Below are 25,208 nucleotides of genomic sequence, written 5' to 3' on the forward strand. Positions count from 1 at the left end.
AAGGGTTCCTTGCTCAAAGGTCCCTTATAAAAATTAAATGTCATGAAACATATAGTGCTGTTTGTTTTTTTTATAGGCTGTGTATCTACCCATGGTCAAAGCATACAAGTAAGCAACAACGATAATAGCTATGATTCGAAGGGTCACATAGTCGATGTGCACGACGGCCGTGTGATTGAATTCAATGATACATTCTATTGGTATGGAACGACTTATGGTACCACCAATGGGTTCACTTCCAAGAACCACTATTCGGTATATAGCTCCAACGATTTAAAGACATGGAAACATGAGGGACGCTTGTTGCCCAATCAACCTACCGGTGTGTACTATCGCCCCCATGTCATCTACAATAAAAAGAACGACAATTATGTACTGTGGTACAATTGGTACCCTAAGTTGTGGGAAGGACGTTTCGGGGTTGCGGTTAGCAAGAGTCCCACAGGACCGTTCGATATTATCAATGATGATGTTAAGATGGTCAATTCTGATATTGGCCTTGGTGATTTTGGATTGTTCGTCGACGATGACCTGCAGGCTTATATCAGTTACAATACCATCAAGGACCATCAAGTGTCCATAGAAATGCTGAATGATGATTATACGGGGTCCACAATGCTTAATGGAGGAGTGATTGCAAAGCATATGGAAGCAGGGTCGCAATTCAAACGCAATGGAAAGTATTACCTGTTGACGGATTATACCTGTTGTTTCTGTAACGAGGGTTCAGGAGCGAGGGTTTATGTTTCTGGGGACCCACTATCGGGTTATCAATTTACTGGAAATATTAATCGATACCCAGGTAAGTTTAGTAGTGTTTTGAACGATGGCGTAAAAACAGGGACCGTTTATCAAACGGTTCAAAAACAAGATTCTGTTTTTCAGGCCATTGAATTGAATTTCACTGATGAATCAAGGCCTACAAGTATGGAAATAGCCCTATTTACAGGGAATCGTCCCGCCAACTGTGGCGACGTGGACAATCCTAGGGTACATCCGGAATTTATCCTGCCCGAGTTTGAATTCAGCTTTTGGGACTATGATCATTGGGAAAACATAACGGTTCAGAAATCTAAGGTCGAAAAATCTGCAATTTCAGTAAGACTGACCTATGTGTTTCCCGATATCCAAGCGACCAGGATAAGGATCAAACCCAATTTGAATTACCCTTTTGATGCTGTTTACATGAATGAAATCGAGATAGCCAATATATCGTTCCGGGCTTACCTCACCGGTCCTGGTATACCACAACGACCGATAATCCCTGCACAACAGACCTATGTCATGGCCCTAGAGAGCCAAAATGGCACTGATTACATTTGGATGGGAGATTTATGGGGGTCGGCGTCCGATGGTGTCAAAGGCCATGATTATCAATATTGGAGTGCTCCATTGGAATTTAATAGTGACGGAACTATCCAACCACTGCAATGGACTGATGCATGGGAGGTTGAACTGAAGGATGAATGAACACCTTCATGATGTGATAAAGTGGAGAGTCAAATGTCAATCATGAAAAATGGCCAGCCCTGTATTGTATAATAATATCGGGATGTATTTGTTCGCTATCCAGATAATCTAGGCATGCACCAAAGAGAGCAGTATGCATTTTATGAGTTGTAGTTACATTATTCCATGAATATTGGGTCAGATAGACATAAGCTGAAAACCACTATAAGGCGTGAACGTTTTGAGTATAGTATCAATGGTCAAGACGCGCAACTTTATGTGCTGAACAATGGGAACGGACTCGAAGCTACCTTTTCCAATTACGGTCAAAGACTTATATCCTTAATGGTACCTGACCGTGAAGGGAGGTATGAGGATATCGTTTTGGGCTTTGATAGCTTGGAGGGATACTTAATGGGAAAGGAAAGTTATTTTGGGGCTTTAGTGGGAAGATACGCCAACAGAATAGCGGATGGCCAGTTTACCCTCCATGGGCAATCGTACCATTTGGATATCAATAATGGGGGCAACCACCTACACGGTGGCAACGTCGGTTTCAGTCAGGTTTTTTGGGAAGGTAGGCAACTCGCATACAACGAACTTGAATTTAGGGGTACCTCACCTCATATGGACCAAGGGTATCCGGGAAATTTAAAGGTGAGGGTAAACTATCTGTTGACCGAAAACGATGAATTGGTAATCACTTATCATGCGGCGACGGACAGGCCAACCATCGTTAATATGACGCACCACTCTTTCTTCAACCTGTTCGGTGAGGGGAGCGGAAGTGTCGATGGGCATTTGCTGCAGATCAATGCGGACAGGTATACCCCGATTGATTCCAATATGATTCCTACAGGTGAATTGGCAAGGGTACAGGGGAGCCCTTTTGATTTCCGGACAGCAAAACCAATGGGCAGGGACTGGCATGAAAAGCACCAGCAACTGGCGTATGGCCAAGGCTATGATCACAATTTTGTTCTAAAGGGTTGGAATGAAGTGGAAAGTGCCATTGTATTTGCGGCCCGGGTATCGGAGCCTAAAAGTGGCAGGGTCATGGAGGTGCTCACCACTGAACCGGGGATGCAGTTTTACAGCGGGAACTTTCTCGATGGGAGCGTCATTGGAAAGTCCGGTAAGACCTATGGATACAGGGAGGCGTTTTGTCTGGAAACACAGCACTTTCCGGATTCCCCAAACCAAGATACTTTTCCATACACGGTCCTGGAACCTGGAGAGGTGTACCAATCGACTTGTATTTATCGGTTCATGACCGATCGAGAAACCATTCGTAACACTCATTGAAACAACACTATGAAAAACATTTTTCTTGTCTTGGCCATTTTCGTTTTATCCGCATGCAAGGAGGGTAATGTAACGGACCGGTCTGAAGATGAAATCCAAAATGGCAGACTGCCGAATATTGTGGTGATTTATCTTGATGACCTTGGGTATGGCGATGTAGGCGCCTATGGAGCCAAAGAGATATCAACGCCCCACATGGATCAATTGGCCAATGGCGGTATTAAGTTTACGAACGGCTATGCTACTTCAGCCACCTGTACGCCCAGTCGCTATGGACTGCTGACAGGTATCTATCCATGGAAAAACAAGCAGGCCAAAATTTTACCGGGCACGGCGCCCTTGATTATCGATACCGCTCAGATTACCATTCCCAAAATGTTGAAAAGAAAAGGGTATAAAACGGGTATTGTTGGTAAATGGCATTTGGGATTGGGTAATGGAAAACTGGACTGGAACAAAAGCATCACGCCTGGTCCCAATGAAGTGGGTTTTGATTATTCCTTTATCATGGCGGCGACACAAGACAGGGTGCCCACAGTATATATCGAGAATGGAAACGTGGTCAATTTGGAAATGGACGACCCTATTCAAGTAGACTACTCCAAGAATTTCGAAGGGGAACCAACGGGAAAGAACAACCCCGAATTACTTAAAATGGATTGGCACCATGGTCACAACAACAGTATTGTCAATGGGATTCCCCGGATAGGGTTTATGAAGGGAGGGGAATCCGCTAAATGGGTGGATGAGACCATGGCAGCCACTTTTTTGGAACGTGCCCAAGCCTTTGTCACGGAACGTAAGGACCATCCTTTCTTTCTGTACTATGCCATGCAACAGCCCCATGTGCCACGAACCCCTGCCCCAAGGTTTATAGGGTCCTCTGGGTTGGGCCCTAGAGGGGATGTTATCGTTGAAGCGGATTGGGCCATTGGGGAATTCATAGGGACCTTGAAGGAAAAAGGACTTTTGGAAAACACTCTTGTCATCCTTTCCAGCGATAATGGCCCCGTACTTAATGATGGCTATGAGGACGATGCCGTTGAAAAGTTGGGAGGGCATGATCCCAATGGCGGTCTTCGTGGTGGCAAGTACAGTCTCTACGAGGCAGGTACCAGAGTACCGTTCGTTACCTATTGGAAAGGTAGGATACGTCCCAAGGTATCTGACGCTCTTGTCTCACAGTTGGATATCCTTCAATCCTTGGCCAGTTTGACCGCAGCGGACGTCGAAGGGACGGATAGTAAAGACCTGTTGAACACTTTCTTGGGAAAGACAGACCAAGGCAGGGAACATCTGGTAATGGAAGCCACGACAAGGACGGCATACAGGGAAGGTAACTGGGTATTGATACCCCCTTATAAGGGACCACCCATTGCTGAAAACGTGGACATTGAACTGGGAAATTCCGATGGGTACATGCTTTTTAATGTGAAAGAAGATCCTGGTCAGCAAAGGAACATGGCTTCCAAACACCCCAAAAAGGTACGGCAGATGATTGAAAATTTCGAAAGTATCACAGGAGAACAGTTTACCGAATTTCAAAAGAAAGAATTAAAACAAAGAACACTATGACATGGGATATATCAATTGCCTCTCCGGGCAGGATTAACTTAATAGGGGAACATACCGATTATAATGATGGTTTTGTGCTGCCAGCAGCTATCGATAAACATATTTTTTTAAATCTGCGAAAGAATGGGACAAAGAACAGGTGCACCATCAAAAGTGAGGGTTTTGATACTACTTTTGTGGCAGACCTCTATAATCTGAACCATGGGACCGAAGGTTGGCATGACTATGTATTGGGAGTGCTCAAAGAGCTTCAACTTCTCAGCAAGGGATTAAAGGGGTTTGACTGCGCCATACATACCAATGTGCCGGTTGGTTCCGGGATGAGTTCTTCGGCGGCCTTGGAATGTGGCCTTGCCTATGGGTTGAATGCATTATTTGATCTGGGATTGGATAAGTGGCAGCTTATTCACCTGTGCCAAAGGGCAGAGCACAATTTTGTGGGTACGAAATGTGGGATCATGGACCAATTCGCTTCTATGATGGGAAAGGATGGTCATTCCATGTTGTTGGATTGCAAAAACCTGGATTATGAGTATATCCCAACGAAGTTGGACCCCTATGTCATTTTAATGCTGAACACCAATGTGTCCCACAATCTGGCCACAAGTGCATACAATATGAGGAGGGAAGAAAGTGCCTCAGGTCTTCGTATCATCTCCGAACATTTCGGGGTAGTGAACTCATTTAGGTCCATTACCCGGGATATGGTGGAGGAATGTGCTGGTCAACTTGGTGATGTACGATATAGAAGATGTTCTTATGTTTTGGAAGAGAACCAAAGGGTACTGAACGCTGCTAGTGCCATCAATGAAGGGGATATGGTCTCTTTGGGCCAGCTACTCTATGAGTCGCACCATGGGCAGCGGGAAAAATATGAGGTTAGTTGTCCAGAACTGGACTTTTTGGTCGATATGTCCAAAACGGAACAGAATATTTTAGGTGCCCGTATGGTAGGGGGTGGATTTGGCGGCTGTACCCTCAATATCATCCATAAAAGTGGTGTCAAGAAGTTTGTGGATGAAGCTTCTTGGGCTTATAAGCATAAATTCGGGATAGAGCTTTCCCATTTCTTAACAGTTCCCAGTCAAGGAACCTCACGCATTAATTAACAAAATGAGAATCAATTTAAACAAGCAAGCGCATCAAAGGTATAATATATTGACAGGTGAATGGATATTGGTCTCGCCGCACCGGACCCAACGCCCTTGGCAGGGAAAGCAGGAAAAAATTGTGGCTGAAACAAGAAAGTCCTACGAGACCGACTGTTATCTGTGTCCAGGGAATACGAGGGCCAGTGGAATAGTCAATCCGAATTACGATTCGGTGTACTCCTTTACCAACGATTATTCCGCATTATTGGAAGACACGCCGACTATAGATATGGTAGAAGGTCTTTTTAGGTCCAGGGGGGAAAGTGGAATCTGTAAAGTAGTGTGCTTTTCTCCTGACCATTCCCTGACCCTGCCCTTGATGGAGACCAAGGATATTACGAAAGTTGTGGAGATATGGCAAATGGAATATCAAGGTTTGGGGTCAAGAACGGATGTCAATCACGTTCAGATATTTGAAAACAAAGGCGAGCTAATGGGGTGTAGTAACCCCCATCCTCATGGACAGATATGGGCCCAAAATTCGATACCCTTGGAAGTTGAAAAAAAATCAGCACAGCAACTTGCGTATTGGGATAGCAACGGGAGAAGCTTATTGAAGGATTACCTTGATCAGGAAATCAAGGCCAATGAACGAATCATAGTGCAGAACGATGATTTTATCGCTTTCGTCCCTTATTGGGCGGTATGGCCTTTTGAGGTCATGATCGCACCCAGAAAACATTACCAGAACATTACGCAACTTTCCGAAAGCGAAAGGACAAGCTTTGCAAGGATGATTAAAGAAGTTACCATTAAATACGATAATTTGTTCGAGACCTCGTTTCCCTATTCCTCGGGTATCCATCAAGCGCCAACAGATGGAAAGAAGCATGATGAATGGCATTTCCATATGTCCTTTTACCCTCCGTTATTACGATCTGCAACCATTAAGAAGTTCATGGTCGGGTATGAAATGTTCGCCAACCCACAACGGGATATTACCGCAGAACAGGCCGCTGAACGGTTGAAGCTGCTTTCCGGAATACATTATACGAAACAAAACCAAGGCTCCTGAATTGAAGCATTTGATTACCTTCGTCTAAATCACCCAAATTGATGGATAAAAACCTAATTAAATTGCTAGCAGTAGTACCTAATGGACTTTTAAGTTTGTTTTATAGTACTTTGGTCTGTATCCTACTTCTATTGTCGGGATGCGATGGTAGGAAGAGTAATTCCCATACGGATAAAATTGAACCTTCCAAGTACGAGTTGGAAATCATCATCGCTCAGCCTAAGGGCCTAGAGACACCCCATGGAATGGTCTGGGTACCTGGAGGTGAGTTTTTTCAGGGCGCAGTTCCTTCAGATAGGATGGCAATGGCCCATGAAAAGCCACGGCATTCAGTGGCAATCGATGGATTTTTCATGGATATCCATGAGGTGACCAATGCACAGTTTGCACAATTTGTGGACGAAACGGGGTACGTCACGGTTGCCGAACGGGAAATCGATTGGGAGGAGATGAAACAACAGTTGCCCCAAGGTACACCCAAGCCGCCTGATTCCATATTACAGCCTGGTTCCCTGGTGTTCAAAAAGACAAAGTCCAGCGTGCCAAACCTATACGATTATTCACAATGGTGGGAATGGAAGATCGGCGCCAACTGGAAACGACCCTCTGGTCCAGAAAGCAATATTGAAGGGAAGGATGAACATCCGGTAGTGCATATCACCTATGAGGATGCCTTGGCCTATTGTGATTGGGTAGGCCGTGGGCTGCCCACAGAAGCAGAGTGGGAATATGCCGCCCGTGCTGGAAAAGATGACAGTATATACTTTTGGGGCAATGAAATCTCAAAACTAAGCTCCCATGCCAATACTTGGGAAGGCGAATTTCCCGTAAAAAACACCCAAGAAGATGGGTTTGAACGAACGGCCCCGGTCATGAACTATCCTCAAAATAATTTTGGCCTTTACGATATGGCAGGAAACGTTTGGGAATGGACCAGTGATTGGTACAATACCACGTATTATCAAAATATCTCCTCAAATAATACGGTGCAGAAAAATCCAAAGGGAGCCGAGTTCCCTTTCAATAGTAACAATCCCTATGCTAGGGAAAGGGTCATCAAGGGCGGTTCATTTCTTTGCAGTGATTCCTACTGCGCTAGTTATAGAATTTCGGCACGAATGGCCACTAGTCCCGATTCTGGTATGGAACATTTGGGTTTTAGAACAGTGCTTAGGGTAAGAGAATTTGAGTCGACCTTTAAATAAAATTGATTTGACAGATATTAAAGTTGGATTTGGGATCTGTTAGACTGCGTAGGGTAGGAGAACAATATTTGATACACCATAAATCGATAATTATGAACAATTTCTAATCTGCTCAATTTTAATTGTTCGTAAATTAATAAGTAGCCTTTACTGCTAGAAATGGTCTTAATGAGGTTTCAATTGTTTAGCATAGTCCTTCAAAGGTAGGTATTGAACTTCTTGGTATATACTCTTCTCAATCTACTCTTTAAGCTTAAGCAGGTACTTTTGTTAGGCATCTTAAAAGTCTCCAAACGACATCTTTCTTATCTTGTGTCTTTATTCCTTTACAGTGTACTATTTTGCAATTAAATTTATAGTAAAAAATGCTTTTCAAGCATAAAAACATAAGATTAACAGAACTTAAAATATAATCTTTGATTAGAAGGTTAAATATGGAAAAATGGCAACCCCTCAAGAGAAATTAGCCCTATCCGTCGTGGAGTTTATAATGGTGCGGTTAGTCAAGGAATAAAAAGGAGCTTAGTTGCCAAAATTTCATCAATAGATGGGTAGATTTAATTAAAAACCAATTAAACATTTTTTTTGTAATTTTATCCAATCAAAGGAGGTCAAATTCTATCTCAAAATGCTCTTTTTTGGTTTTGTTGTGCTATCAGGTGCATGGAACTTAAAAAATACATGTAAACAATTGATCGACAGATACATAGGTAAGTAGTTATAAGACTGCCACCCCGACATAAAACCTGACAATCTTTAGATTGCCAGGTTTTTTTGTTTTAATATCTCTTGAATGATTGTTGACCCAAGTTGTTAAAAAAGTGCCTCCTACGCGGACCTGCGCAGTAGCAGTGTTGAAGCGATAATTGTAAAACCCTATCGCTTTTTTAAATCAAACAAATCCGTTCTTCTATCCTTAAGATTCCGAACGCTACCGAATTGATGAAGCTCCCTCAATAAATCAATGTCAAGGTCCGCAATCAAGATCATTTCCGTATTCGGCGTAGCTTCTGCCTTGATCCCATTGGTAGGAAAAGCAAAATCACAAGGTGTAAAAACCATGGATTGGGCATATTGGATGTCCATATTGTGCACATTGGGTAGGTTGCCCACACTTCCTGCAATGGCTACGTAACATTCGTTTTCTATGGCCCTTGCCTGTGAACAGTTTCTTACCCTTGAGTACCCATTTTGTGTATCGGTTAGGAAAGGTACAAACAATATATCCATGCCCTGGTCTGCCAATAACCTGCTCAATTCTGGAAATTCGGAGTCATAGCAAATGAGTATGCCTATTTTTCCACAATCCGTATCAAAAACTTTGAGTTGTTCCCCACCTTGCATGCCCCACACTTTGGCTTCATCGGGGGTCACATGCAATTTTTCATACCGCTCCGTGGTCCCGTCCCTTTTGCAGAGATAGCCCACATTGTACAGTTTGTCATTTCTAATCTCGGGCATGCTTCCCGCCACAATGTTGATGTTGTATGAAATGGCAAAATTCGAAAACCGTTGGACTATCTCGGAGGTGTGCATGGCCAACTTTCTAATGGCCTCGGATTCGCTCAAGTGATTATCCTTGGCCATCAATGGCGCATTGAAAAACTCTGGGAACAAGGCAAAATCCGACCGATATCCGGCTACAGCATCAATAAAGTATTCTGCTTGTTGCAGCAAAGCTTCAATATCCCGATAAGGTCTCATTTGCCATTGGATAAGTCCTAATCGAACCACCTTTTTCTTGATGGCCGCCTTTTTTGCAGGCTTTTCATAATAAATATTGTCCCATTCCAACAAGACGGCAAACTCTTTGGACAATACATCCCCTTCCAAATAGCCTTTTAAGATACGTGCCGGGTGAAAATCATTCGACATCTGAAAGTTCAGAACGGGGTCATGAATCTCCTTGCGCCTCACTTTTTCAATATACTCCTTCGGCGACATCGTATCGGAATATTTGTGATAGTTAGGTATCCTACCGCCAAAGAGGATGCCCTTTAGGTTCAATTTTTCGCAGAGTTCCTTTCTGTAATCGTACAGACGCCTTCCAAGCCTCAATCCCCTGAACTCAGGTTTAATGAATACGTCGATGCCATAAAGCATATCGCCATCGTTATCATGGGAGTCGAAAGTATAGTTGGCCGTTATCTCCTTATAGGAATGGTTGTCGTCAAACTTGTCATAGTCCACAATAATGGACAAGGCGCAACCCGCTATCTGGCCATTGACCTTGATTACCACCTGTCCTTCGGGGAACTTGGTCAAAAGGCTGCCGATATGGGCCTCCCTCCAATAAGCATCCGGCATTGAGGTATACGCTGTTTGCATAACATCTTTTATCTCCAAATAATCCTCGATTTGGAGATACACTAGTTCAACCTTGTCTATGTCGCTTAATTTCATGTTATATGGGATGAAAAAATACAGCCCCTGCCCCAATGCCGAAGGCATTTTCTAAGGATTGTTCGTGGGTGCTGTATGTTTTATGAAAAATTTCAGGGTTCTTGATCAACAATTGCTCTTGTTCACATCAGGCTTTGGTTCACGGATGATTGATTTTGTATGTGTTTAAAAATATATCCATCGCTGTTTCCAAGTCGTCTTTGTTTTCCATAAAAGGAATATGTCCCGATGAACTTTTCAACAATACCATATTGGGGAATAAAACTCCTTTATAATGTTCAGGCCCTATGGTCCAATCATTCTCACCATAAAAAAACAACACCGGGATTTTAATAGCTGGAGTGAACGTTTTAAAATTAATCAAATAATCGTTGTGAACCATCCCAATAGCGCTGAAATCGTGGTTCCAATTGGGAATTTCCTGATAGGTGGCGTTCATTTTCGTTTGGTTCTCTTTGTGAATATTCACAGGTTTTCAAAGCTTTAAGTGTCCAACTTTGAGGGATACGTTACTGTCATTTGGAGATCGGTCAAAAATCGGTATGCCCATAAAGAATCCATCGTATAGGTCTCACTATGGTCCCTTAAATCACCTAAATCAGTCTTATTTTGGTGAAAATCCTCTACAGGGAATGAACGGGACTATTTGATGTCTTTGTCTGTGATGTGGTGTTGTCGCTGTTTGCGGGAAACCGTAAAATAAAATTTGTACCCTTGCCCATTTCGCTCTCGCAAATGAGCTGGCCTCCGTTCATTTCCACAAAATCCTTGGCGATTACCAGACCAAAGCCAGTCCCTTTTTCGCCCTTAGTACCTTTCCTGATTTCGGGCCGCTTATCGTTTTGAAGCCGTTGGTACCAATCTTTTTCCATGCCCATACCAAAATCTTCAACCCCCAGCTCAATATGTTCGCCTTGCTTTTGCGACCATAAAACGACCTTTTGCCCGTTATCACTGAACTTGATGGCGTTTGAGGTAAGATTTCGCAAAACGACCTGCAACATGGTAGGGTCGATGACAAGAGTGGGTTGCGAGACCTCCATTTCAATAGTGATGTTTTTATCCTGGGCCATTCTGGAAAATTCATCTTTGATGGATTCCAATACCTTGTTCAAATCGCATTCCTCTTTATCCATTCCGACCCCATCCAACTGCTGGTAGGACCATTTCAACAAATCGTTGACCATGGAGACCTTATCGGAAATTTCGTTTTTAAGGTTTTCTGTTATCGGTTTGAGTTCGCTGTCTTCAATATCTTGTTGGATCAATTCGATAATGGTGACCACATTGTTCAAAGGGGCCCTTACGTCGTGTGAGAGCAATGAGAAAAGTTTGTTCTTGAGCTGATTGATTTTTTCGAGCTCTTCATTTTGGTCTTCCAATGCTTTTTTTGCCATCTGCAGGTCCGCTGTCTGCTTAGCCACTTCCGCTTCCAACCTTTTATTGGCGTTTACCTGCATTTGCATGTGTTGCTCCTCAATGGCCTTGTACTTAAATCCTATGATCAGCGAAAAAAGAATGAGCTGAAAGGTGACTAAAATGGAGGTGGTAAGGAGGATGGGATTGACATCGAAATCATAATACCGTTTTGCGAACCATGTTCCGATGTACAATAGGGCGGCCATCAGAATGGGAGTATAGGAATACAAATAATAACGGTTCAGTTCATGGGAACGAAACAATCGGATACCGGAAAAAATGTTCAGAAGTATTGCATACATAGCCATAAAAGCTGCCATCAACACCAAAAAATCGTTCAACCAACCTATTTGGACTGTCAGGTGGTTGGCAATATGCAGTACAGGTAGACCAACCACAATTTGTAGGGTTACTTTGTAAATTTTTGATAAAAGCGGATGATTGTCAGCCGTTATGTTGAGGTAACTTTTGGTAAACAGCAAAAGGCCCGAGGTGGTGATCATGGCAGTGGTCAAGGATGCCTTGTCGGCAAGTACCGCAAACTCCCCTCCAAAAGCACCGTTCAAAAAGAAGTAAAGGCTCCAATGCAGAGTAAGCCCTAAAATCAAAATAAAATAGTACAGCAAGAGCCTGTGCTTCAATACAACGAATGAGAGCAGGTGGTATATCCCAAAAACGCTAAAAATCGATGTGAATACAACAGTGGTCAAGTACCTAAAATCAAATTGGTCCATCAGGTAAACGAAATTGGTTAAGTACTTATTTCATAAGGATATAAAAAAGCCCTTATTGGGCTAGCCTAAAATAACCAATTTTTTTAATTGGAAAGCTAGGCTTACGATTGCTGGTTATTCTATGGGCTGAACGACATTGTTGGCCTTAAAACTGTACAGATAGGGCGCCTTGTGTGCATTTCCAGAGAACCTTTTTTCATGCCGTACCAGCGTGTTTGAGCTCAACATCTTTCGCTGGAATCCGCTGCGATTAAGCGATGTACCATAAATGGCTTCGTAAACTTGCTGTAGCTCTTTCATGGTAAACTTTTCAGGAAGCAAGTTAGTTCCCAGTAATTTCTTTTCCAGATTTTCACGAAGGGTCTCCAAGGCTTTTTCAATAATGGTCTGATGGTCCATCATCAAGGGTGGAAGCTCATCTAGGGCATACCAATCGATTCCATCCGATAAAGGGTCTGGTTTGGGCACTACTTTTTCAAAGTTGATCAACGCATAATAGGCAACCGAAATAAACCTGCCCAAGAGCCACTGATGGGATGCCGGATCAAGACCGTTCATTTCCAAAATCCGTTTCATGGGTTCTGGGTCGGCACGGTTCGCTTCACCAAACGTCTGAAACTGCTCCAAATAAATATCTGTTAGGCCCGTTCGCTCCCTAACCCCATTTTTAACGGCTTCATCCAAGTTCTCATCGCGCCGGATAAAGCCTCCTGGCAGGGCAAAGAGACCGGTGTTTCTGTATTCCAATATCAGTATCTTGAGCTTTTTGCCGTTAAACCCAAAAATAACGGAGTCAAAAGCCAGATTTGGGATATAATCCTCTTGTTGTAGTGTTTGCTTTTTAAGGGTCAAATCGAAATTTTTCTAAATAAAGTACAATTTTACATAAAAACAAAGTATTATTGTAACACTATGTAACAATAGAAAATCAAGGAACAATGAAAAAACAACTATTTGCCATAATGGTAGTTCTTTTTGGAATATCGGAACTTACTGCACAACACGAAAATGCATTCCCCGTTCAGGTCACCCTCGAAAAAGGGATTATAGAAGGCTTGTATGATACCCACACCGGAATTCAAAAATATTTTGGGATTCCTTTTGCCAAACCACCGGTAGGGGAACTACGTTGGAAAGCTCCTCAGCCTTTGGATGCTTGGGAGGGCGTTAAGGAAACCAAGGCTTTTGGACCAAGGCCCGTCCAAGCTATGGTGTTCGGCGATATGAAATCACGGTCCAACGGCGTAAGCGAGGACTGTCTCTACCTCAATGTTTGGACGCCAGCCAAACGAACCGATAAAAATCTTCCGGTGCTGGTTTACTTTTATGGCGGAGGTAATGTGGCCGGTGATGCATCGGAGTATCGATATGACGGTGAGAGCATGGCAAAAAAAGGTGTCGTTGTGGTCACCACCAACTATCGTCTAAATATTTTTGGAAACTTTGCCCATCCAGAGCTTTCTGCAGAAGCACCTTATAAAGCTTCCGGAAATTATGGCCAATTGGATCAAAACATGGCCTTGAAATGGGTACAGGATAACATTGCCGCCTTTGGAGGCAATCCAAACCAAGTGACCATAGCAGGGGAGTCAGCAGGCTCCATTGGAGTAAGCGTACAGATGGCTTCCCCACTGTCCAAAGATTTGATCAACGGAGCGATAGGGGAGAGCGGTGCTGCCATCCCACCAACCATGGCTCCAGTACCATTGGCCGAGGCCGAAAAACAAGGAGTACAGTTTTTGGAAAGCGTCGGCATTCAAAGTATTGCCGAACTCCGGAAGCTGAGTACCCGTGACATCTATGAAATCTATACCGAATCCCAGCGATTTGGATTTCCTATGGTGATCGATGGCTATTTGCTTCCCAAGCCATTGACCGATATTTTTGCCTCAAAGGAACAGGCACAGGTACCGCTGTTGGTCGGATGGAATTCCGCGGAAATCCCGGGAATGGCCTTTACCCAAGGTCCCATAACCCAAGATGGATTTTTGGCCAAGGTAAAGGAGGCGTATCCAAAAGACTACCAAAAAGTATTGGAGCTATATCCCCATAGTACGGCAGAAGAGCTTCAATGGGCCGCCACCAACTTGGCGTCCGACCGTTTTATCGCTTACAGCACTTGGAAATGGTTCGATTTGCACCGTGATCACAGCGACCAGCCCGTTTATCGTTATTTGTACAGCAAAATAAGACCACCGCTTAGAGATCAAAATTTGATGTCTGGATTGGCAGGGGGAACTGTAGAGCGAAATTCCGATGCGCCACCAATGCCCAAAGCTATTGGTGCTCCCCATGCTGCAGAAATCGAGTACGCTATGGGTAATCTGCACCTTGTGGACGATTATGCATGGACCGCAGAAGATTACAAAGCTTCCAAGACCATGCAGGAGTTCTTTGCCAATTTCATCAAAAATGGGAACCCCAATGGTGATGCTCTTCCTGACTGGGAAGCTGCGGAAAAAAACGACAACACCCCACCTGTAATGATCATCGATACGGAAAGTAAACTGACCGAGGCTACCGATGACGCACGATATGAGTTCTTGGATAAGAACTACAACAACTGATGTTGCTAGGATGTTTGACTCCCCCTAAAGTTGGGTCCCGGGTAAAACGGGACCCTAACTAAGGGCTTTTTAAGAAGATCGAACCCCGAAATATTTTTTATCGGTTCCCGATACAACCTACGCGATTTTTTACGTCCTTTGATTCGTAATTTAAGTGTCTTGCCTTAGGCAAAAGACCATGATTGCGAACACACTATCGGGGATTTTGGCTTACTTGGAGTCCATGTCCAAAATCATCTACGGCGTAGGTTCCCGACAAATGATGCTGACTCCCCAGAATAATGGAACCGAGACTTCTTTTCTTTTGGTTCACACATATTCATTTGATGTTTTGCCCTTCCCGCTCGGGAAGTTATATATCCCTTTTTTCACAAGGCATTATCTTATTTACGGTTCAATCAATTAAATTTTTATTGTGATGAAAAACATGATTATATTATTGACATTGGTGTTGTCATTATCGCCCATGGTACAAGAGCAGACCATAACTGCCACTTACAACGGTTTTGAGGATGACACCTATTATTTTTCGGGTGAAGATGGAAACCCGTATGAATTCCAAGATGTGGACGATTCCGTATGGGACAGTTTTGATTTGTTGGATGCGTCCACAGTAGACCGTTTATATAAAGTGAGCTATACCATAGACGAGGAATTGGACGACGAGACGGGCGACACGTACGAAAGTTATCGCATCACAAAATTGGTTTTGATTAAATAACCATAGCTATTTGAAGAGAGTTGCACATGTTGCAAGCATACATAAATGATAGAAAAAGAAAGTAAAGAAGACCCCTCGGCGAAACGCCGAAAAAAAAGTGCCCAAATCGGTAACAAAATGTTGTTTGTTTCTCGGTGGGGGGAAATTCTGGACATTGCCCTAGCCGTTAAAAATGAGGGCTATCAGGTTAAAATGTTCATTGAAGATAGGGCATCGCGTGAAATTGGCAATGGTTTTGTAGCCAAGGCCACCGACTGGAGAAAGCATGTAGAGTGGGCGGATTGTATCGTATTCGATTATACGGGCTACGGAAAGGAATGTGAAGAATTGCGGGCTGCTGGGAAATTGGTCTTTGGGGGTACCCCGTATACCGACCGATTGGAGCTTGATCGTAATTTTGGACAATCGGAACTTCGGCGGCACAAGATCAAAACTTTGGCATCCAAGGATTTTGATTCCTTTTCAGAAGCCATTGCCCATATCCAAGCACATCCAAATGCCTACGTTTTAAAACCTTCGGGGGAGACCCAGGAATTAAAGCAACTCTTATTTGTGGGCAACGACGATCGTGGTCTGGACGTGATCCGTATGTTGTACGCCTATGAAAAATCGTGGGGAGACCGCTTTGGTACTTTTCAATTGCAGCACAAGGTGAAAGGAATCGAGGTGGCCATCGGGGCCTATTTTAATGGAACCCGTTTTTTGACCCCGGTGAACATTACGTTTGAGCATAAAAAATTATTTCCAAAGGAATTGGGCGTATCCACAGGGGAGATGGGAACCAGTATGTTCTGGACAACCGATTCCCCTTTGTTCCAAAAAACACTAAAACCCTTTGAACGGACCCTAGCCGAGCAAGGCTTTCGTGGACATATCGACGTAAACTGCATCGTTAACGGGGTAGGTATCTATCCGTTGGAATTCACCTCACGTTTTGGATATCCGCAGGTCTTTATTCAGCGGTCGGGCATTTTGGAATCATTCGGAGGAATGCTCCAAGGGGTGGCAGCGGGTACCCAAAATCAGATTCAGGTCAAAAAAGGGTTTCAAGTTGGGGCTTACATTGTGGTTCCACCTTTCCCTTATGATGATAAAAAGACCTTTGAGCTTTTTTCAAAGGATGCCGTAGTGGTATTCAAAAAGGACCAAATGGATGGAGTACATCCGATGCACGTTAAAAAAGTCAATGATCAATGGCTCATCACCGGGAATACGGGGATTGCTGTTTTGGTAACGGGGTCGGGTATTACCATGCGAGATGCACAGCGAAGCATGTACAATCGCATTCAAAACGTTATCGTTAACAATGGGTATTACCGCACCGATATCGGTGATCGTTGGCTGGAGGATTCTGATAAATTATGGTCATGGGGTCTGCTGTAGGTTCTGGTCAACATCAAAAACAGTTTTTAAAGTGGGAGGGTCCACTTGATAGCTTTACGGCAGCCATGCCAGACGATTGGCCTCCTTATTTTCAACAGTGTATTGCGGAATCCCGAGATGCCATGGAACTGTTTGTGATCACCGAAAAGGATCGTATCGTTGCAGGTGGCATGGTGTTCGAAGGTCTCCCCGCCGACATGCAGGTATTTGATGATGATGTAAGACTCTATATTGAAAAAGGATACCTCTACATAGGGTATCTATTTGTGGACCAGGCCCACAGAGGAAAACAGTTGGGAAGCCTTTGGTTGACTTGCATTAAGGGGCTTTATGGTGGCAAAGGGTTCTGGCTGACCGTTGAGGAGCCCGGTCTCAGGGAGTTTTATGAAAAGAATGGGTTTACATGGGTGAAAAGCCTTGAGAAAGAAGGTGATTCCGAAGAGTTGTTGCTCAGGGAACCGGATTGATTTTACAGACCATGTAATCAAAAAAACTTCAGAACAACACCAGGTATAGATTTCAAAATTGATTATAATAGGCTTGATGGCATACTATTGGCTGGAGTGTAAATCACGCTTGCTGTATAAAGGCAATCTTCAATTGGAACATTTCCGCCATCTTTCTGGCCCTGAATTTCGCCTCTTCCGCCTTTTCACCTTCAAAAGAATCATCCAAAGTCTCAAAAAAAAGTGTTTTCCAGCGCTCAAAATGTTCGGCTCGCAAAGGAAGATGGGCGTGAGGTACAAAAGGACTGCCCTTGTAGGTGTGTTCATCCAACAGCACGGTTTGCCAAAAGCGGTACATCTTTTCCAAGTGTTCGGGCCATCGGTCCTGAATGATATGATTGAAAATGGGACCCAATAAGGTATCTTTGCGGATTTTACCATAAAAGGTATCCACTATCAACTGTATATCTTCAATCGTTGCTATTTTTTTCTTTTCCATCATGTTATTTTTGCTCAGATCAAATGTCCCAAGATGACCAATGTGCTAAAGCCCAGACTAAGTATCAATAGGTTAAAAGAGCTTATTGGTTTTAGCTGGGCCAGAACAGCGCCGTTGTAGGCCATACAGAAAATGGTGATAAGAAAAAGCAAGACCATTTTTAGGATCATTCCGGTACTTCCCATCAAAAGGGCCATGGCTGCCGCCGAACCCAAACAGCTCTGGCCTATAATGGCAATGGCAGCGTAGCCCATTTGTCCTCTTCTATATTCCCGAAAAAGTTTGGAATATATATTTTTCGGTACAACCGTACGATTATTCATAATATGCCTATTGCATTAATCGAGCTTCCAATATCTCCGCCTTAGGAAATAATATGTTGTTTTCCAAATGGATATGGCGGTGCAAATCGTCTTCAAATTCCTTTAAAAGAGAGAATGTGACCCGATAGGTATTACAGGCATCCGATGGAGGCGTATAATCCTGGCTCAATTCTGCTATCTTTCGGAAACGCTCCCCTTCGTTATCGTGCTCCTGCATCATGACCTTAATAGGGGTTCGAACCGTTTCGGATGGTGTCTTGCCGTCACTTTTAAGATCAGATGGTCCATGGAGCATTTTCCGTATCCAAGGAAATAAAACGAGCTCCTCTTTTTTCATATGCATGGCCAATTCACCTGCCGAGGCATGGAAATGTTCCGAGATTTGATGCAGTTCGGGATGTTGTGCACCATGCACCTTGCAGAGTTTGGTGAGGTATTGCTTTAGGACGGGGATTTGCTGCTCTACATAGCGGTGGTGTTTTTTCTCTATATAATCGATAAGTAGATCCAAGGGCCATGTCTTAAAGTCCGGCTGGTCCGTTTTTTCAGAATTTTGCACAGCTTGAAGATCTTCCAGCAGGTTTTCCAGTGTAATTCCCTTCTTGGTTACCACCTCGGATAGCGTGCGGTTGCCTTTGCAGCAAAAATCAATTTTGTGGTTTTTGAATACTTGTGCGGTGCGGTAATCTTCCGCTACCAATTCTCCAATTGTTTTTTCGATTGTATTGTTCATAGTACTAGGGGGTTTTATAATTCGGATAAAATTGTCTTTTTTTAATTTAAATTTTTTTATCGTTTCAGATAGGTCAAGCCTTTTTCCAGACCAACGGCCAATTCGTAGAGACTGGTGGTTCTGAGCATGGTGCTAAGATTGTTGCGGATGTCCAAAAATCTATCATGAAGGGGACAGGGTTTATGTTCGTTGCATTCTTTGAGGCCAAGACCGCAGCCCATATAGATTTTGTCTCCATCAATGGCCTTTACGATCATGTTCAGTTTAACGGTATCCATATCTTCCCGTTCAATCTCAAAACCGCCGTGGGGTCCTTTTACCGAACGTACGATGTTGTTTCTTGTGAGCTGCTGCAAAATTTTGGCCGTAAAGGCGACAGGTGAATCTATTTCCTCCGCGATTTCACCGACGCTTACACGCCTGCCTTCCAATGATTGCAGGGCAATGTAAACCGCTGACCGAATACCATATTCACAGGCTTTTGAAAACATCATAGGAACCTTTTGTCAATACAAAGATAAATCAAAAAATTAAATCGGACAAAAATGTCTTTTATTATTTTCAGCATGTTTTACCATCTCAATGGATTCAAATATAAACTATTATGGGTATCGATGTAATAGGGCTCCATAAAAAAAATCAATGGTGAAATCGATTCTTGGATAACATCAAAATCAATCCAATGGGCATCAGCATACTCGCCAAGATCAGGATTACCGTATAATTACCGAGGGGTTCCCATTGCATCCATGCTGCTATTCCTTTATAAAAGATGAGCAGTTCGGAAAGAATGAAGCCCGAGAAATACCATACAAAGGGCCTTTGTGCAATTCTCATCAATCCATAATAATCCACAAAAAAGAACAGACCTATACTAACGACTCCCAAAAACGTCAAATGCAGATACCCTATGGTCAGGTCCATATAAATGGTGGCCAATCGGGCAAAATAGGGCAGGGCCGTAAGCAATTGAAGACTCATTTTCATGAGCCCGAGAATGACCACTATCCGCATCAGGAATATTTGAAGTTTCGACAAGGACAATAGGTGGATTTTGTTCTTTACAAGGATTCCCAATCGTACAAAGGCATAGCACTGAACCAAAGCGCCCAGTCCTGCTGCCACATATAAACCCATTGGCGGTTCGGTCCAAAGCACGGATAATGCAAAAGTGAGTACAATACCCCAATTGACCATCCTGAAAAACTGAGTGAAGCCTTTTTGGGGCAATTCGATGCCCTTTTGTTCCAAGACGAATAAAAAAAGAGCTACCAAAGCGAGCAACATCCATCCATTGTATTGAAAGTGCAGGTAAAAGTAGATAGCCAATCGGTACCAAATGGATTGGGGTCCCAAGGTATTCATTATGGCCCCCAATGCCCATGGGCCTATACTGGAGATTACTAGGTAAAGCAATGCGGCCTTGGCACACCGGAGTGCTTTACTTTGATTGAATTTCGGTTCGATGTTTTTCCAGAAATGGTACACATACACATAGGATACGATAAGAAATAGTGTGGAAAAGATGATGGAAAACAAGGCATATCCGGTAAACGGAAAGGTTAACAGCATTCCTATCAAAGTCCCTTGAGTACACCAGAAGATACGTTGGTATGCAACGGATGAACCTTTTTTTTTCACAAAACAATAGTGGAGCAAGGTGGTCAGCCCCACATAAACCCACCCCAAAAGTGCAATATGTGAGTGGGCATGGACCACGTATCGGTAATTGAATTGAAATCCGAATACGGGAAAGGAGCGAAGCAGCAGGCCCAATAGGGCCGCAAGGCAGAAGTATAGTAATCCAAGGCGTACCTGTTTTCCGTACCGTTTTTTATCCATCATACCTTATGAATCAACGAATGTATCGATTTTTAAAAATCCTTTCGTTTGGCCTTGTACCTCAAGATTCCAATAGGCAAAGCCGTCCAAAGCAATAGAATGGCCATTGAGGTGAGAAAGCCAAGGTCGGTACCAAAGAATTTTTTGAAAATGGCTCCCGTATACCCCAAGAGGGCAGAAATATCCAGTTTGAGCAGTATTAAAATCCTGGAAAGGTCAATGGGATTGAGCATGGTGGATACCAGCGAAAATGTATCCAAGGGATACTCCTCAAAGATGATCAATGACATCAAAAAGAGTCCATCGTACACCACGGCCAAAAACAGCCAGAGCAACACTGCATAACCAAAACCTTTGATTTTGTTCTCATTTGAGATGGCAATCACAAAGGAAAGCCCTACAAAAATAAAGGTGAGGAAGGCCCCGGTGACCAACAAAAGTGAAAAATCGAAGATGGCATTGCTTCGCAACAACCCATATAGCAGAAATGGGATACCAAGGCCCAAGACCAAACTTAAGGTCAACGAGCCTGCGACCCCAAAATATTGTCCCATAAATATGGAGCTTCTTTTGATGGGTTGGGCCAACAGCAGTTCGGTAAATTCCCTTGAATTGTAGTAGTACATCACTCCAAAAATGGTTCCGATCAACGGAATCAGAACAATAATTACGTTCATAAGGGTGATCACCGCCTTGGATACATCATTGTTCAGAAACAGGAGTACAAAACCTAGAGCTAGGTAAAACAGAAAGTAGACATAGCTCCAACGGCTGCGTATCAGGTCGTAAAAACTGTATTTCAATATTTTGATCATGGCTTCTTGGTAGTTAAGGCCGCGATGGCGTGTTCAAAATTTATCTCGTTGGTCTGATCTAATAGTTTGCCAATACCTCCCTTGAAATAAATTTCACCTTCCAAGAGGTAGACGATTTCGTTGGCTATTTCTTCCACGAACTGCATAATATGGGAGGTGATCAAAATGGTCTTTCCGTTCGCCTTTTCTTTTTGGATCAGCTCCTTTAAACGGATGAGTGCCCATGGGTCGAGTCCAGTTGTGGGCTCGTCCAAAATGATCAATGGACTGTCGAACATAAAGGTGAGTACAATATTTACCTTTTGCTTGGTGCCCCCCGATAGGGTGGACAATTTTTTGTCCAAAAACGGTTCCAGGCCAAAAAGGTCGATCAGTTCCTCTTCGGCACTGGTACTGTTTCTGAGGTCCTTGATCATATCGATCAGTTCTTGGACCTTGATGTTAGGGGGAAAATTGGCAATTTGGGGCAGATAATCAATCTGTTTACGATACTTCCATCCATGTTTGATGGGCCCATCCAGCACGGATATTTCTCCTTGGTCGGGAATCACCATTCCCAAAATACTTTTGATCATGGTGGTTTTTCCAGAGCCATTGGGCCCAAGGATGGCATAAATGCGTCCTGGTTCAACGCTGAGGTTGACTCCTTTTAGGACGTGATTTTTTCCAAATCGTTTGTATAAATTCTCTATGGTTATGGTCATGGCCTCATCTGCATTAAGGGTTGGGCATCTTTTAAATTGTCGGGCGTAAATACGGGGGAGACCCTTTCCGAGAAATCGATGATATCCATAAAGAGGCTCCGCAGCAGTACTATGGTCTCGGGGGTTCGGTTTACCACATAGGAAAACAGTTTTACAGGACGGTAGGGTACATCCCCAATACCATCCTTGTCCAAATCGTAGCCGGTATAGCTGCTCCAAAAATTGCCTTCGAACACATTGTCGTTCAGTTTACTGTTATAGGAGATGTCAAAGGAATTGTACAAAAAATTATTGCCTTCAAAACGGTTGGTATAGCAGGCGCCTACTACGCGGATGGCCCAGCCGTTACCAATAAAATCGTTGTTGGCATAGGTGATTCGGTTAGACCCCTCAATATTGATACCAATGGTATTTTCTTCAAAGGTGTTTCCCGTGATTTCCGCATCATTGATTTCTTTAAGCAACATGCCGTAGGCCGCAGTCCCCCAGTTTTTTCGAAATATATTGTTTTCCATGGTGATGTGCTTGGAAAACATGACCGCCACCCCGGCACCATTGTTTTCAAAGATATTTTTGGTATACACATCGTTGTTGGAGAACATAAAATGAAGACCATACCGCAAGTTGTCCATACTTATATTCTCACTGATGGTGATTCGGTCCGAGAATTCCAGATAGATGCCGTCCCTGGTACCTTGTACATGGTTTTTGGTCACTTCCACGTCGGTGGAGTACCAAAGTTGGATACCATTTCCTGAATTGTATTCGTCCACAGCCTCACCGATAATTCTATTGTGGTACACCTTGCCGTGTGAGGATTTCTCCAAATAAATACCAAAGAACAGCTGTTCCAAAACCATGTTCCTTATCGTAAAATCTTTGCTTTGGACCACCCGTATGGCGGCGTTGTCCTTGGTGTAGCTTACCCCAACATTGATAACGAAAAGCCCATCCAAGGTAACATGGTCCGAGGTTACCCTGAAGATTTCCCCTTTCTGTTCCCCATCTACAATGGGATAATTGATTCCCTTAATCACCAAAGGTTTGTCCACCAAAATTTCGTATTCACGATACGTGCCCTTTTGCACCAGCAGGGTGTCGTAGGGCTGGGCGAGGGCAATAGTCTCTTTAAGGGAACTGTGCTCGCAGTCGCCACATACATTCCATGTTTTTGCCCAAACCAAAGGCGTCCACAGCAGGAGTAGCAGGGATAGGATAAATTTGTGATATGGATGGACTGTAGACATGAAGCAAGTGCCGTTTATGATGTTCTGTGTTGTGATCTCTGAGGGCTTTTTTTCAATTCTGAATTGCTGCTGATTAGGATTCTTCTACCGATTTCCCGGTTATTTCAGTGACGGCAATGCGATATACCACCGGCATTTCCGCTTCCTGCAATCTTCCGGAAAAATGACTCAAGAAATGGGGTCGTTCCGCATTTTTATGATCTATGGTACGCTGCACACCCTCCGCAAAAAGTTGTAAACAATGCTTGGCTTGGTTTCCCGTAAGTTCCTGAAAATTGCCATGTACCTGCACGGATTCCCAGTGACGGAAGGATTCGATTCTGTCCACTTGAAAGGATACCTTGTCGTGCTTTCGTAGGGAGTCCACCCTATGTCCGTTGGAGGCAAAACACAAAATGCTTTTTTCCTCCGGATCAAAATAATAGGTGGAGGGCACAACATAGGGTTGATTGTTGGCAATGTAGGCCAATCGTCCCACATAGTTATCCGCCAAAAGACGTTCACATTGTAAGGGTTTCAAATCTGTCATGGTTTTTTGGTTTACGGTTTAAATCGGTTTTTGATTTCTGACCAAGTATAAAGTGTACCACCTTGTTCGTTTTTGATATTGATAGCTGTCTGCTCATCGGCAAAAGCACTGAGATATTCGCCCATGGGGCTAGGAACATTTTCACTGATCAAATACGTGGCCTTGGTGGCATCCACCAACTCTCCTGGTTGTTCGTAGTCGTTCACCAAGAACAGCGCTATTTCGGATCGGTCTTCCTTTTTGAGCTGGTTCAGCATGCATTCAATGGCATCAAAATTAAAAACCTTGCCTTTTTGGGTGACCAATTGGGCCGCATGTTGTTGGTCCACAATGGTCATACTGCAAAAGTGGCATCCCACATGGCCGTAGTCGATGGATTTTGGGCCAATGGAACAACTGAGGCAAAGGACCAATAGTAGAATAAATGGTATTAGGTGTTTTTTCATGATAGTGATTTTAGGTTTTGTGAGTTCTTCCACCCCATAAAGGAAGCGATTAGGGTAAGCATCATGCCTACGAACATAAGCCATCCTCCGGCGGCTGGCATAGAGGTCACATCAAAATTGAGCATTTTTACATGGCCCAATAATGGTGGTTTATAGGTCATGGGCGTTCCATCGGGATTGGTCAACTTCATAATGGCATTGGGATCTAAGTTGGTACCATAGTCTATCAACCAAAGGTTGAAATCATACATGCCCAATATCCCAAGGACGGACATCAATAGGAACCAACCAATAAACCACTTATAACTTACTTTGTTAAAGTACCCCAGAATACCTACCAATACACCCAAAGCGATCATAATACCGATTACGACGGGAAAGGCACTGAACTCCCACATTTCCTCTGCTTTTGGGAGGGTATGCATTCCAATATAGTGGTTGAGGCCATCAATGTTTTGAATATCGAATTCGTTGACGCCTTGAAGACCATTGATGTGGATGTTCATGCCCAAAGGGTCAGGGTACTGAGGAGCTCCCAATACAATGTTCCAAAGTGGAAAAACGTACAATCCCAATAATAATAGTGGGCCAATGATCATAAGTAAACTAGCCTTTTTCATGTGTAGTTGTATTAAGTTGTAAACTGAATGTGGCTTTTTGGTGGGTGGGTGTTGCTGGTCTTGAAAAATAAAGCGGG

The 25,208-nt window shown here is 43.5% G+C and carries 25 protein-coding genes; 10 read left to right on the plus strand and 15 right to left on the minus strand.

Annotated elements, in window-relative coordinates:
- Positions 1-42: 42 nt before the first annotated feature.
- From GGE08_RS09505 to GGE08_RS09530, 6 genes are all read left to right on the plus strand, one after another.
- On the plus strand, positions 43-1,470 hold the full coding sequence (locus GGE08_RS09505) for a family 43 glycosylhydrolase (RefSeq protein WP_179384660.1): 1,428 nt from the start codon (positions 43-45) through the stop codon (positions 1,468-1,470).
- Between the two features lie 165 nt (positions 1,471-1,635).
- A complete protein-coding gene (locus GGE08_RS09510) occupies positions 1,636-2,754 on the plus strand; it encodes an aldose epimerase family protein (protein WP_179384661.1) in 1,119 nt (372 codons plus the stop codon).
- 9 nt (positions 2,755-2,763) lie between these two features.
- Complete coding sequence (locus GGE08_RS09515) at positions 2,764-4,329, plus strand: arylsulfatase (protein WP_179384662.1); 1,566 nt, start codon at positions 2,764-2,766, stop codon at positions 4,327-4,329.
- Entirely contained in the window at positions 4,326-5,438 is a 1,113-nt protein-coding gene (galK, locus tag GGE08_RS09520) for a galactokinase (protein WP_179384663.1), read from the plus strand. The genes GGE08_RS09515 and galK overlap by 4 nt, the downstream gene beginning before the upstream one ends.
- Positions 5,439-5,442: 4 nt before the next feature.
- Positions 5,443-6,495, plus strand: coding sequence for a UDP-glucose--hexose-1-phosphate uridylyltransferase (locus GGE08_RS09525; RefSeq protein ID WP_179384664.1), 1,053 nt, complete (start codon positions 5,443-5,445; stop codon positions 6,493-6,495).
- Between the two features lie 56 nt (positions 6,496-6,551).
- Positions 6,552-7,700: a formylglycine-generating enzyme family protein gene (locus tag GGE08_RS09530; RefSeq protein ID WP_409553493.1), complete on the plus strand. Its 1,149-nt coding sequence runs from the start codon at positions 6,552-6,554 to the stop codon at positions 7,698-7,700.
- An 876-nt stretch (positions 7,701-8,576) separates the two neighbouring features.
- Here GGE08_RS09530 and GGE08_RS09535 read toward each other — a convergent pair.
- The 4 genes from GGE08_RS09535 to GGE08_RS09550 all read right to left on the minus strand — a co-directional run bounded on the left by GGE08_RS09535 (position 8,577) and on the right by GGE08_RS09550 (position 13,108).
- The gene (locus GGE08_RS09535; RefSeq protein ID WP_179384666.1) at positions 8,577-10,103 is read right to left on the minus strand and encodes a carbon-nitrogen hydrolase family protein; all 1,527 of its coding nucleotides are present in this window, start codon (positions 10,101-10,103) and stop codon (positions 8,577-8,579) included.
- 139 nt (positions 10,104-10,242) lie between these two features.
- Complete coding sequence (locus GGE08_RS09540) at positions 10,243-10,572, minus strand: alpha/beta fold hydrolase (protein ID WP_179384667.1); 330 nt, start codon at positions 10,570-10,572, stop codon at positions 10,243-10,245.
- A gap of 154 nt (positions 10,573-10,726) precedes the next feature.
- Positions 10,727-12,256: a sensor histidine kinase gene (locus GGE08_RS09545; RefSeq protein ID WP_179384668.1), complete on the minus strand. Its 1,530-nt coding sequence runs from the start codon at positions 12,254-12,256 to the stop codon at positions 10,727-10,729.
- Between the two features lie 114 nt (positions 12,257-12,370).
- Positions 12,371-13,108: an NUDIX hydrolase gene (locus GGE08_RS09550; RefSeq protein WP_179384669.1), complete on the minus strand. Its 738-nt coding sequence runs from the start codon at positions 13,106-13,108 to the stop codon at positions 12,371-12,373.
- Between the two features lie 86 nt (positions 13,109-13,194).
- On the opposite strand from GGE08_RS09550, the gene GGE08_RS09555 reads away from it, so the two are divergent.
- From GGE08_RS09555 to GGE08_RS09570, 4 genes are all read left to right on the plus strand, one after another.
- A complete protein-coding gene (locus GGE08_RS09555; protein ID WP_179384670.1) occupies positions 13,195-14,823 on the plus strand; it encodes a carboxylesterase/lipase family protein in 1,629 nt (542 codons plus the stop codon).
- 418 nt (positions 14,824-15,241) lie between these two features.
- Positions 15,242-15,544, plus strand: a complete 303-nt coding sequence (locus GGE08_RS09560) for a hypothetical protein (protein ID WP_179384671.1) — start codon at positions 15,242-15,244, stop codon at positions 15,542-15,544.
- A gap of 45 nt (positions 15,545-15,589) precedes the next feature.
- The gene (locus tag GGE08_RS09565) at positions 15,590-16,927 is read left to right on the plus strand and encodes a phosphoribosylamine--glycine ligase (protein WP_179384672.1); all 1,338 of its coding nucleotides are present in this window, start codon (positions 15,590-15,592) and stop codon (positions 16,925-16,927) included.
- A complete protein-coding gene (locus GGE08_RS09570) occupies positions 16,912-17,394 on the plus strand; it encodes a GNAT family N-acetyltransferase (protein ID WP_179384673.1) in 483 nt (160 codons plus the stop codon). The genes GGE08_RS09565 and GGE08_RS09570 overlap by 16 nt, the downstream gene beginning before the upstream one ends.
- A 103-nt stretch (positions 17,395-17,497) precedes the next feature.
- On the opposite strand, the gene GGE08_RS09575 is transcribed toward GGE08_RS09570, so the two are convergent.
- The 11 genes from GGE08_RS09575 to GGE08_RS09625 all read right to left on the minus strand — a co-directional run bounded on the left by GGE08_RS09575 (position 17,498) and on the right by GGE08_RS09625 (position 25,131).
- Positions 17,498-17,875 carry a group III truncated hemoglobin gene (locus tag GGE08_RS09575; protein WP_179384674.1) on the minus strand — a complete coding sequence of 126 codons (378 nt, stop codon included), beginning with the start codon at positions 17,873-17,875 and terminating at the stop codon, positions 17,498-17,500.
- An 11-nt stretch (positions 17,876-17,886) separates the two neighbouring features.
- A complete protein-coding gene (locus GGE08_RS09580) occupies positions 17,887-18,195 on the minus strand; it encodes a hypothetical protein (RefSeq protein WP_179384675.1) in 309 nt (102 codons plus the stop codon).
- Positions 18,196-18,202: 7 nt separating this feature from the next.
- Positions 18,203-18,928, minus strand: a complete 726-nt coding sequence (gene ric, locus GGE08_RS09585) for an iron-sulfur cluster repair di-iron protein (protein ID WP_179384676.1) — start codon at positions 18,926-18,928, stop codon at positions 18,203-18,205.
- A gap of 56 nt (positions 18,929-18,984) precedes the next feature.
- Positions 18,985-19,419 (minus strand): RrF2 family transcriptional regulator, encoded by a 435-nt coding sequence (locus GGE08_RS09590; protein WP_179384966.1) that lies wholly within the window; start codon positions 19,417-19,419, stop codon positions 18,985-18,987.
- Between the two features lie 148 nt (positions 19,420-19,567).
- A complete protein-coding gene (locus GGE08_RS09595) occupies positions 19,568-20,773 on the minus strand; it encodes a hypothetical protein (RefSeq protein WP_257023991.1) in 1,206 nt (401 codons plus the stop codon).
- 29 nt (positions 20,774-20,802) lie between these two features.
- Positions 20,803-21,585, minus strand: coding sequence for an ABC transporter permease (locus tag GGE08_RS09600; protein WP_179384677.1), 783 nt, complete (start codon positions 21,583-21,585; stop codon positions 20,803-20,805).
- Complete coding sequence (locus GGE08_RS09605) at positions 21,582-22,289, minus strand: ABC transporter ATP-binding protein (RefSeq protein ID WP_179384678.1); 708 nt, start codon at positions 22,287-22,289, stop codon at positions 21,582-21,584. The genes GGE08_RS09600 and GGE08_RS09605 overlap by 4 nt, the downstream gene beginning before the upstream one ends.
- Positions 22,286-23,536 (minus strand): nitrous oxide reductase family maturation protein NosD, encoded by a 1,251-nt coding sequence (locus GGE08_RS09610; RefSeq protein WP_179384679.1) that lies wholly within the window; start codon positions 23,534-23,536, stop codon positions 22,286-22,288. The genes GGE08_RS09605 and GGE08_RS09610 overlap by 4 nt, the downstream gene beginning before the upstream one ends.
- 73 nt (positions 23,537-23,609) lie before the next feature.
- Positions 23,610-24,065 carry a pyridoxamine 5'-phosphate oxidase family protein gene (locus GGE08_RS09615; RefSeq protein ID WP_179384680.1) on the minus strand — a complete coding sequence of 152 codons (456 nt, stop codon included), beginning with the start codon at positions 24,063-24,065 and terminating at the stop codon, positions 23,610-23,612.
- A gap of 11 nt (positions 24,066-24,076) precedes the next feature.
- Positions 24,077-24,511, minus strand: a complete 435-nt coding sequence (locus GGE08_RS09620) for a nitrous oxide reductase accessory protein NosL (protein WP_179384681.1) — start codon at positions 24,509-24,511, stop codon at positions 24,077-24,079.
- A complete protein-coding gene (locus tag GGE08_RS09625; RefSeq protein ID WP_179384682.1) occupies positions 24,508-25,131 on the minus strand; it encodes a hypothetical protein in 624 nt (207 codons plus the stop codon). The genes GGE08_RS09620 and GGE08_RS09625 overlap by 4 nt, the downstream gene beginning before the upstream one ends.
- Positions 25,132-25,208 lie beyond the last annotated feature (77 nt).

Origin of the sequence: Allomuricauda sp. ARW1Y1, assembly GCF_013407935.1 — a bacterium.
In the GTDB taxonomy this organism is placed as follows: Bacteria; Bacteroidota; Bacteroidia; order Flavobacteriales; family Flavobacteriaceae; genus Flagellimonas.